We start from the raw sequence: 7,027 nt of genomic DNA on the forward strand, positions 1-7,027 counted from the left end.
TGTGCCGATTTCCGCGCCGACCAAGCGGTGCGGTTCAAGACGTTCTCGCGGCGGATTTCTAACGTCCGGTGTGTCGGCCGCCAGGGGGTTTCTGGTGGCACTTCGACCCCACCAGACTAAGAGGTCCCCTTGAAGACACCGCAATTCACGCGCAGCACCCTGGCCATCGCCATCGCGCTGCAAGCACTGGCCGCTCAGGCCCAGCAGGCGCCAGCCGACGCCAAGGACCACAAGCTGGACCGCGTCGTCGTCACCGGCTCCAACATCAAGCGCACTGACGCCGAGACCTCGCAGCCGCTGCTGACGATCTCGCGCGACGAGATCAAGGCCTCGGGCGCTCTGACCGTCGGCGACGTGCTGGGCAACCTGACCGACAACGACGGTCGTGCCCTCAGCGACCTGGGCGGCGCCAACTCCTGGGCCAGCGGCGCCTCGGGCGTGTCGCTGCGCAACCTGGGCACCGGCGGCACGCTGACGCTGCTCAACGGCCGGCGCCTGACGAGCTATGGCTTCGCCGACGGCCTGCAGCTGAACTTCAGCAACATCGACGCCATCCCCGCCAACCTCATCGAGCGCGTCGAGATCCTTAAGGATGGCGCCTCGGCCATCTACGGCTCGGACGCCATCGGCGGCGTCATCAACATCATCACGAGCAAGGACTTCCGCGGCGTCGGCCTGGCCGTCAGCGCCCAGCAGTCGCTGCGGCGCAGCTTCCTGGCCAAGGACAAGTCGGGCTCGGTCACGGTGGGCCACGGCAGCCTGGAGGACGACGGCTACAACGTCTACGGCCACCTGGAGCTCTACCAGCGCGGCAGCTACAAGGACTCGGACGTGCGCCCGCTGCTGCCCGGCTGGTACACGGAGCAGAACCCCGCCCGCCTGCAGCTCTCGTCCGGCTCCTTCCCCGGCAACTACACCGGCCGCTACCCGGCCAACTACAAGGACCCGGCACTCGCCGGCAAGAGCTTCACGACGCCGGCCCCGGGCTGCGCGCCGGAGAACCTGGTTGGCGGCGTCTGCCTCTACGACTACTGGAAGGACAGCGACGCCCGCCCCGCGACGGACCGCCTGACTGGCATGCTCGGTGGGCGCTACAAGATCAACAAGGACCTGACGGCCTTCACCGAGCTGCAGTTCGCCGACATCCAGGCCAAGTACTACACCAATGTGCCGCGCAGCCAGGCCGCGGGCACGACGTCGACCTGGTACGACTCGCTGAAGGGCGAGCTGCAGAGCTTCAGCCATCCGGCGCTGCCGGTGGGACACCCGCAGAACCCGTATGACTTCCCGGTCACGCTGGCCTACCGCTTCACCGACAACCCGGAGATGTTCAAGAACGTCGGCGCCTCCTTCGACCACCGGCTGGTGATGGGCGTCGAAGGCCTGCTTGCCGGTTGGGATATCGACACCGCCGTCGGCGACATGGGCTCGCGCGCCACACAGCGCCAGCATCTCTACCTGGACCGCTTCGGCTATGCCGACGCCATCACCAGCGGGGCCTACAAGTTCGGCCAGGTCAACTCGGCCGATGTGCTGAACAAGATGTTCCCGGAGATGGGCTCCACGGGCCACTACCGCCAGCAGTTCGCCGACTTCAAGGGCTCGCGCGAGATCGCCCAGCTGCCGGCCGGTCCGCTGATGATGGCCGTGGGCGCCGAGCTGCGCCACGAGGAGTTCTTCCACCGCAGCATGGACAACATCCTGCAGGCGCGCATCGTCGGCTTCTCGGGCGTCAATATCGAGGGCAAGCGCAACACGGCGGCCGTCTTCACCGAGTTCGCGGCCCCCATCACCAAAGAGCTGGAGGCCACGCTGGCCCTGCGCGGTGACAAGGTCTTCGACGGCTTCGGTGCCATCACGCCCAAGCTGCAACTGGCCTTCCGGCCGACGAAGGCCCTGCTGCTGCGTGGCACGCTGACCCAGGGCTTCCGCGCGCCCAGCCTGCCCGAGACCGGCAACGGCGGCGCCTCCTGGTTCAACAACAGCCTCAACGACCCCAAGCGCTGCGACACCGCCCGTACGCTGCGCGATGCGCTCAAGACCGGCAACGCCGCCGACCAGATCGAAGCCAACCTGGCCTTCAACTCGGGCTGCTCGGTCAGCTTCCCCTCCAGCGTCACGCCCAACCCCGACCTGAAGCCCGAGCGCTCCAACAACGCCTCGGTGGGCCTCGTGGTGCAGGCACTCGACAACGTCAGCGTCTCCATCGACTACTACAACATCAAGCGCCGCGACGAGATCGGCACGCCGGACATCACGCAGATCCTGCAGAACGAGGGCCAGAACCCCGGTCTGGTCCCGCGCGACGCTGTCTCCGTGCAGGACGGGCTCTGGTCGCAACGCGCCAAGGAGCTGACCGGCCAGACCATCGCCTTCCAGGCCGGTCCCATCCGTACCATGCGGCTGCAGTACCGCAACCTCTACAAGACCCAGGTCAGCGGCTTCGACATCGACCTGCGCAGCCGCTGGGGCCTGGGTGAGTGGGGCCGGCTGGATGTCAACCTGGAGGCCAACATCCAGTCCCGGCTGCTGTACTGGGACACGGATGCCAATGCTTATCGCCCGAACCGCATCGGCTACAACGGCGTGCCGCGCGAGCGCGCCGTGCTCAAGGCCAACTGGACCCGCGGCGACTGGAAGCTGGGCAGCCGCGTCAACTACAGCAGCGCCACCAAGCTGGCCTGGGACGAATGGGACGACGACTACTACCAGTCCCAGGGCTGCGCCGACCGCGGTGAGCCCGAGAGCCACTGCCGCGTCAGCAGCTGGACCAGCACCGACCTGTGGCTGCAGTACAGCGGCCTGAAGAACTGGACGCTGTCGGCCAATCTCTTCAACGCCTTCAACGAGCAGCCGGCCGTGTTCCGCCGCCCGGCCGGCCTGCCCAACCTGAATGGCCGCGTGCTGAAGGTCAGCGCGGAGGTGAAGTTCTGATGCGCGCCTTCGCACTGATCCTGGTCGCGAATCTCGCGGCGGCGGCGACACCGCCCGCCGACATGCCCGACCCCTACCGCTGGCTGGAGGATGTCGACGGCGATCGCGCGCTGACCTGGGTGCGCAGCCAGCAGCCGACGCTGTCGCCCGTGCTGCAGGCGCCCGGCTTTGCCAAGCTCGAAGCCGAGCTGGCCGAGGTGATGGCCTCGCCGGCGCGGCTGGCACCGGCTGAGCAACTCGGCCGCCATGTCTACAACTTCTGGCGCGACGGGGAGCATCCGCGCGGCGTCTGGCGCCGCAGCGCGCCCGAGGACTATCTGAAAGGCCAGCCACGGTGGGAAACCGTGCTGGACGTGGACCGGCTCGCCAAAAGCGAGGACGAGCGCTGGGTCTGGGCCGGGGCGAACTGCCTCGCGCCCCAGGCCCGGCGCTGCCTCGTCTCCTTGAGCCGCGGCGGCGGCGATGCGCATGTGCTGCGCGAGTTCGACACCGTCGAGCGCCGCTTCATCTCCGCAGGCGAGGGCGGCTTCGTGCTGCCCGAGGCCAAGGGCGGGGCGGGCTGGGTGGATGCCGACACGCTGGGCGTCTACACCGACTTCGGGCCCGACAGCCTGACCCGCTCGGGCTACCCACGCCAGTTGAAGCTGTGGAAGCGCGGCGCACTGCTGGCTTCGGCCCCGCTGCTGCTGGAGGGCGGCGTCGACGAAGTCGGCCTGTGGGCCTGGGGCGAGCATCTGGGCGGCCGCCAGCAGTTCGTGCTGGAGCGCCGCACCAGCTTCTTCGCCGGCAAGCAGTACCTGCTGCGCGATGGAGTGCTGGTCGAACTGCCCAAGCCCGACGATGCGCAGGTGCAGCTGTTCGGCAATCAGGCGCTGATCGAGCTGCGCTCGGACTGGGGACGCTACCCAGCGGGTGCCGTGATCACCACGCCGCTGCAGGCTTGGCTGGACGGCAAACCGAAGTTCACGCTGCTGCACGACCCGGCGCGGGACGGCGCGCTGCAAAGCCTGGTGCCGCTGCGCGACGCCCTGCTCGTCGTCAGCATGCGGGACGTGCGCCAGCACCTCACCGAATGGCGCCCCGCCGGCCAGCAATGGCAGCGCCGCGCCGTGCCCACCGGTGAGCTGGAGAGCTTGTCTGTCATGGCTTTGGCCGGGCGGACCTCCAACCGCTACCTGCTGACGCGCAGCAGCTTCCTGCAGCCGGCGCGGCTGGAGGCCGCGCAAGTCGGGCAGGCGAAGCGAAACGTCCTGCAGCAGCTGCCCGCGTTCTTCGATACGGCGGGCCTGGAGGTGCGCCAGCTGCATGCCAAGTCCGCCGACGGCACCTTGATTCCCTATTTCATCGTCGCCCCGCGCGGCCCCGTGCCCGAGGGCGGCCGGCCGACGCTGCTCTACGGCTATGGCGGCTTCGAGATCTCGATGCGGCCGGCCTACAACGGCATCCTCGGTCGGGCCTGGCTGGCGCGCGGCGGTGTCTACGTGCTGGCCAATCTGCGTGGTGGCGGCGAGTTCGGTCCGCGCTGGCACCAGGCGGCCCTGCGCGAGCAGCGCCAGCGCAGCTTCGACGATTTCATCGCCGTTGCCGAGGACCTGCAGAAGCGCGGCATCACGCGGCCCGAGAAGCTCGGCATCATGGGCGGCAGCCTAGGCGGGCTGCTCACGTCGGTGGCGATGGTGCAGCGGCCCGAGCTGTTCGGCGCCGTCGTCAGCCAGGTGCCGCTGACCGACATGCGCCGCTATCACGAGATGCTGGCCGGCGCGTCGTGGATCGAGGAGTACGGCAACCCCGACATCCCCGCGCAATGGGACTACATCGGCAAGTACTCGCCGTATCACAACGCCACGGCCGACAAGCGCTATCCGCCGGTGCTCTACACCAGCTCCACGCGCGACGACCGCGTCCACCCCGGCCACGCCCGCAAGATGGTGGCGCGGCTGCAGGAGCAGGGCCACGAGGTGCTGTACTGGGAGAACACCGAGGGCGGCCATGCGGGTGCGTCAACGCCAGCACAACAGGCGAGGCTGTGGGCGCTCAGCTACGGCTTTCTTCAGAAGCGGCTGATGCCGCCGGCGCCCTAGCGCGGGGCGTGGAGCTGGCGGTAGTGCGATGGCGTCAGGCCCACCGTGGCCTTGAACTGGCGGGTGAAGGCGCTCTGGTCGGCGTAGCCGCAGTCCAGCGCCAGCTCGGCCATGCTGACGGGCTGCGGCGCCGCCAGCCGCGCCCGCGCGGCGTTCACCCGCACCTGCACCAGCATCTCGCGCGGCGTCAGCTGGAAGACGCGGTGGAACATGCGCTCCACGCGGTCCGGGCTCAAACCGGCGTCGCGCGCCAGTTCGCCCAGTTGCAAGGCTTCAGCGAAGCGCGTGCGGATGCAGGCGGCGATGTGGGCGATGCACTGGTACTGCGGGTGGCTGTGGTCGGGCAGGCCGAGGTCGCGCGACAGGCCCGCCACGCCGGCCACGCGGCCGGCGGCGTCGCGGATGGGCAGCTTGTGCGTCAGGCACCAGCCGGTGCGCAGGTCGGGGTAGACATGCAGCTCCAGCTGGCGGTGCAGGGCCTGGCCGCTGGCCATGACCTGGCGGTCCTGGTCCAGGAAGGCCTCGCCCATGGTCGCCGGGAAGAGGTCGCGCGCGGTGCGGCCCATCAAGTCCTCGCGCCCCTGCAGGCCGCAGCGCCGCCACAGGCTGCGGTTGGCGCTGCGGTAGCGCCCGGCGCCGTCCTTCACGAAATACACCACGTCGTCGAGCGGCTCGAACAGGTGCTCGAGCAGGCGCAGCGCGTCCTGCCCCAGGTAGGCCACTTCATCGAGCGTCAGCAATTCGGCGGTTTCACTCATCCCACCACCCCACGGACACCATGACTTCCTTCGATGCGGCGCTGAGCGCCTTGCCCGATCTGCGCGCTGGCGTGCAGCCCATCCAGCCCGACGAGTACCGGCAGCGGCTGCGGCGGCTGCAGGCGCTGCTGCGCGACCAAGGGCTGCAGGCCCTCTATCTGCATGCCGGCAGTTCGTTGCGCTACTTCATGGGCACGCCCTGGTATCCCAGCGAGCGCCTGCTCGGCGCGCTGGTGCCAGCCGAAGGCGAGGCGCTCTACATCGCCCCCGCCTTCGAGCGTGACGCGCTGATGGACCGCTGGGGCCTGTCGGCGCCGTTGCAGCTTTGGGACGAGCACGAGGATCCTTGGGCGCTGCTCGCACGGTTGACGGCCGGGCTGCCCTGCGGCGGCCACGGCCTGGCGCTGGACGGCAGCCTGCCCTTTCACTTCGCCAGCCGGCTGCAGCAGGTCGCGCCGGGCTTGCTGCTGGTGGACGGCAGCGAGGCCATCGCCGCGCTGCGCATGCGCAAGTCGCCCGCGGAGATCGCGCTGCTGCAGCGCGCCTTCGACATGACGCTGCGCGTGCAGCAGGCCGCGCGTGAGGTGCTGCGCACGGGCATGGATACACGTGAGGTCGAGGACTTCATCGATCAAGCGCACCGGCGCATCGGCGGTGGCGGCTCGCGCTTTTGCATCGTGCTGTTTGGCCAGGCCACGAGCTATCCGCACGGCGTGAAGAACGCGCAGATCCTGGGCGAGAACGAGGTGGTGTTGATCGACTGCGGCTGCTCGGTCGAGGGCTATGCCTCGGACCTGACGCGCACCTATGTGCACGGCCAGGCCGGCGCCGAGGTGAGGCGCATCTGGGCCATCGAGCACCAGGCCCAGGCCGCGGCCTTCGCGGCGGCCCAGCTTGGCACGCCTTGCGAGGCCGTGGACGACGCGGCCCGCGCGGTGCTGGAGAGCCATGGTCTGGGGCCGGGCTATGAACTGCCCGGCCTGCCGCATCGCACCGGCCATGGCGTGGGGCTGGACCTGCACGAGCATCCCTATCTCGTGCGCGGCAACAGCCAGCCACTGGAGATCGGCATGTGCTGCAGCAACGAGCCCATGATCGTCGTGCCCGGTGCCTTCGGCGTGCGGCTGGAAGATCACTTCTACATGACGGGCCAGGGGCCGCGCTGGTTCACCCAGCCCAGCCCCAGTTTGGAGTTCCCGTTCGGTTGAGCCCCTCGTCCAAGGAGTACCTTGGCCGGGACCGCGCTGCAGCCAG

General features: G+C 69.2%; 4 protein-coding genes. 3 read left to right on the forward strand and 1 reads right to left on the reverse strand.

Translation table 11 applies throughout. The annotated features are described in order from the left end of the window. The first annotated feature begins 129 nt into the window (after nt 1–129). Nucleotides 130–2,934, forward strand: coding sequence for a TonB-dependent receptor plug domain-containing protein (locus tag AC1D2H_RS28905; protein WP_478013282.1), 2,805 nt, complete (start codon nt 130–132; stop codon nt 2,932–2,934). Beyond that, a complete protein-coding gene (locus AC1D2H_RS28910) occupies nt 2,934–5,015 on the forward strand; it encodes a prolyl oligopeptidase family serine peptidase (protein WP_478013283.1) in 2,082 nt (693 codons plus the stop codon). Before AC1D2H_RS28905 ends, AC1D2H_RS28910 begins: the two co-directional genes overlap by 1 nt. On the opposite strand, the gene AC1D2H_RS28915 is transcribed toward AC1D2H_RS28910, so the two are convergent. Next, complete coding sequence (locus tag AC1D2H_RS28915) at nt 5,012–5,773, reverse strand: AraC family transcriptional regulator (protein WP_478013284.1); 762 nt, start codon at nt 5,771–5,773, stop codon at nt 5,012–5,014. The genes AC1D2H_RS28910 and AC1D2H_RS28915 overlap by 4 nt on opposite strands. A 20-nt stretch (nt 5,774–5,793) precedes the next feature. Here AC1D2H_RS28915 and AC1D2H_RS28920 point away from each other — a divergent pair, with 20 nt between their 5' ends. Next, nucleotides 5,794–6,981 carry a M24 family metallopeptidase gene (locus AC1D2H_RS28920; protein WP_478013285.1) on the forward strand — a complete coding sequence of 396 codons (1,188 nt, stop codon included), beginning with the start codon at nt 5,794–5,796 and terminating at the stop codon, nt 6,979–6,981. Nucleotides 6,982–7,027: the final 46 nt, after the last annotated feature.

The sequence above is a fragment of the Roseateles sp. P1_C1_2 genome, assembly GCF_056406535.1.